This window comes from Mesorhizobium sp. M5C.F.Ca.IN.020.32.2.1, from assembly GCF_004023105.1.
GTDB classification, from domain to species: domain Bacteria; phylum Pseudomonadota; class Alphaproteobacteria; order Rhizobiales; family Rhizobiaceae; genus Mesorhizobium; species Mesorhizobium wenxiniae.
Window position 1 is genome coordinate 1 of sequence record NZ_RZSX01000685.1, and the last position, 3,521, is coordinate 3,521.

Here is a 3,521-nt window from a genome sequence, read left to right on the forward strand (position 1 = left end):
ATCTTGACCGCACGGGCGCCCGCCTCACGAACGAATTCCTGGATGAATTCACGGCGCTCAAGCCACACAACTTTTTCGGGGACTATGTGAGTGAACGCTGTGCCTTGCACGATGCAATAGCGGGAATGCCTGAAATCGGAATCGACTTCATGGCTCTCGCACCGTCGGAGGATCTGCTGGCATTGCTGTCCACGGTCGACAGCTCCCTGTTCACGGATGAGCTGCACTCGATCTACAGCGTCGTCATCATAAATGGACCGCTGGGACTTGGAGGGCCGGAGGCCGGGCTTCTGACGGGCTGGGCTGATGCGGTTCTTTTCGCCATTCGCTGGGGCAGGACGCGACGCAGCATCGCACGCGGTGTTTTGGAAACGCTTGCTAGCGATGCGTCAGATTCGGCCCCTGTGGGGAGCGTTCTCACGCAGGTTAATCTCAAGAAGCACGCCGGCTACCAGTTCGGGGACAGCGCTGATCTTTTGCTCGAGGAAACATCATGAGCGTCACAAGCGGACTTCGAAGCAACGATGGTTGCGGAAATCGCGCAGGTATCGCCACGAACGGATTGGACCCATGATCATTGAACTCTTCGGACCGCCTGGATCCGGCAAGAGAACCTTTGCTCACGCCCTTGCCCGGCGACTGCGGGAGGAAGGGTACCACGCCAAGGTTGCCCCCAGTCACCGCCCTCGCGAGAGGGGATCGAGTGTCGATCTTGGAATCTTTCTGGCTATTTTCAGGATCGTGTCGGCAATATTTTCAACATTAAAAATCCTGCTTTCGCCGAGAGGCAGGATCAAGGATCTTTCAACGTCGCTTTCCATGATAAGAGTGATGCCGCCAAAAAAAAGGATATGGCGGGCCCGGCTCTGGCAGCACATATTGAAGCTTTCGCGCCGCTGGGATGAGGCTAAGCAATCCAGAGAAGTAGTCATATTCGATCAGGGCTACGTCCAGGCGATTGCGTCGTTGGCAATGTTCAATGGATCCGCAGACAGGGTAGCGCTGGCAAAGGCGCTCAGTCTCGCGCCCGCAGCTGATTTCACACTCAGAGTTGTTGCGCCACGCGCGATCGTTGAGACGCGCTTGCAGCAACGGATGGAGCATGAAGCGCCTGCGGAGCGAATTTTCGAAGCAGATTTTGACACAAACATGCGCACGTTTGGGATATTTCAAAGCATAAATGATATTCTCGTCGGGGCCGACCGAAAAATCATTCCGATCCAAACTCTAAACGATCAGTCCTCGTTAGAAGGCATTCAGTGTGTCGAGCGGAGGATAATCTCGAAAATTTTGCAAGCCGGAGGTCGACCTGCGGCCAAAGGCAGCCAAGGCCATAAGATACTCGAGGTTGACCAAAGCGACGTCGACGATTGTGATGTGAAGGCCGCACGAACTTCTGCGGCCTCTCTTGCTGCGGCGGATGTAATTTTGTCCCACCAGGAAGACATGGGTCGGACTCTCGGCTACGCTAGCATCTTCGCCCTTTTGATCTATATCGGTGGCGCGGGGTTGACCAGCTTGGCGCAGTTGTTGATTGCCCGCCTCGTCGGTTCCACCAGCTATGGCATCTATTCCTATGTCCTGGCCTGGACCACCCTGCTTGGCTATCTTGCAATGCTTGGTTTCAATGTCTCCCTACTGCGCTTCGTGTCCGCCTACCGGGCAGAGGGGCGACTTGACCTGGCACACGGTGTCGTCAGGTTTGCTCTGCAAAGATCGCTGGCGGCGGCGACACTGTTCGGCATGATCGGCGCCGCTCTGATCTTTTTCTTTTCAGATCCTTCTCACAAGGAACTTGAAATCAGCCAACTCCTTGGCATGGCAGCCGTGCCTTTGTTCACCGCCTCGGCCTTGGGTGCAGCACTTGTTCGTGCCTTCGGCGGTGGTGTCTCAGCCCTTTTGCCAGAACGCATCGTACGCGACGGCCTGTTGGTGATGTTGCTGGGAGTCGCGGCCCTTTCCGGATCATGGACCCTCGACGCCCCCCTGGTGATGCAAGCGGTGCTGGCAAGTTCGGGCATCACAGTCGGACTGGTGTTCATCATGGCGACGAGGTTTCAGCCGCCTGGCTTGCGGCACACTCAACCCAGCGACGCGTCGCAAGAGTGGTGGGCGGCGGTTCCACCAATCATGCTCATGGCCGGGCTCGATGTTTTCATCGGTCGGGCAGGGGTTATGGTGCTGGGCTGGTCAGGTCATATTCGAGACGCAGGAATCTTCGCCTTGGGACTGAATGTCGCGTTGCTTGTGAGTCTTGCCCTCGTCGCCGTCGGCGTGATGTTTTCGCCAGCAGCGGCTGCCCTTCATACCCGAGGCGATCGGAAGGGCCTGCAGCAGTTATTTTCGCGAGCCGCCATACTTTCCTCTGCCGGCGCCATAGCGATGGCCCTCCCGCTGGTTGTGATCGTTAAACCTCTCATGAGCTGGTTCGGTGAGGATTTCAGCACAGGAGCACCCATCGCGCGGGTACTGATGCTCGGATATGTCTTTGTCGCGCTATGCGGGCCCCAGCTGAATCTCTTGACCATGACCGGAAACGAATGGGCAGCAGCAGCAGCCATGATCGTTGGCGCAATCGCCGGCATCATAGGCTGTGCGGCAGGAATCGAGCTTTACGGTCCGCTGGGTGCTGCAGTGGGCCTGACGCTTGCATTGGCCGTTTGGAACCTGGCGATGGCGATCTATATCAGAAAACGACTGAAGATCATGCCTGCGCTGATTTTTGCGCTAACGTCGTTCAGAACAGGCGCAGGCGACAGCCGGCACCGGTATCGGTTCTTGCGCTGACCTGAGGTTGTCGGAGCTGGATTCCAAATTCGCTCCATGGGCCGCGCCAACACTGGGCCGCTCCAAAATTGATTTTGCGGATATCAGATCACACTGCGGCGCCGCCCGACAGGTGCGCGGCCGACACATCGGGCTCTCAGACCCGCATGAACGCTTGTGCTGGCTGCAGCATCCGTCCCATGAAAGTGTCGACCATTGCGCTCCGTCCTCGATAGCTGTCGCGGGTGCGGAGCCGACAGCATTGTGAAGGTCGCTGACGCCGGCGCGAGTGCCCAGAACGTCGCCGGGGCGGCAAAGGTACATCGCTGGCCAGCCGTCTCGATGATTTAAACAGCCAGCTTGATCTCTTCTGGCCGGTTATTGCCGATATTGCAGCCGCGATGCGTCGCGATGGTGCTCGGAAAACGGTATAGGGCTCGACGAGGCGTAAACGAGGTGATCAATGCCGAAGTGCCGGCAGCCCCAAGCACATTGAGAAACGCCACGATGTACGACTGCACATAGGCTGCGGCTCAGGGACGGAGTAACGCACGCCGGCCCTGAGCGGTGAGATGCACGGCTGAAAGTCTGAAAACAGCAGCTGAAGGCGCCGAGTCCGCCAGATCCATTCGCAGCGGGGTGAACCCCGGCTCGGCACAGAGGCGTGTAAAACCCGCTTCGTTAGAGTTGGATCATAAAAGGGGTGTGATTGTCGACGCTCACGACCTCGATTCCGTCCGCCCAAGCCGCAAGGC

General features: G+C 57.8%; 1 protein-coding gene and 1 pseudogene. Both read left to right on the forward strand.

Annotated elements, in window-relative coordinates; all coding sequences use genetic code 11:
- Positions 1–497, forward strand: a pseudogene (locus EOA86_RS26955) (exopolysaccharide biosynthesis protein); the annotation flags it as partial.
- Between the two features lie 73 nt (positions 498–570).
- Positions 571–2,787, forward strand: a complete 2,217-nt coding sequence (locus EOA86_RS26960) for an oligosaccharide flippase family protein (RefSeq protein ID WP_082982498.1) — start codon at positions 571–573, stop codon at positions 2,785–2,787.
- The last annotated feature ends 734 nt before the right edge of the window (positions 2,788–3,521 follow it).

Bases quoted from the DNA above. Each gene is read 5' to 3' on its own strand.
- EOA86_RS26960 (WP_082982498.1), top strand. From the start codon at position 571: ATGATCATTGAACTCTTCGGACCGCCTGGATCCGGCAAGAGAACCTTT.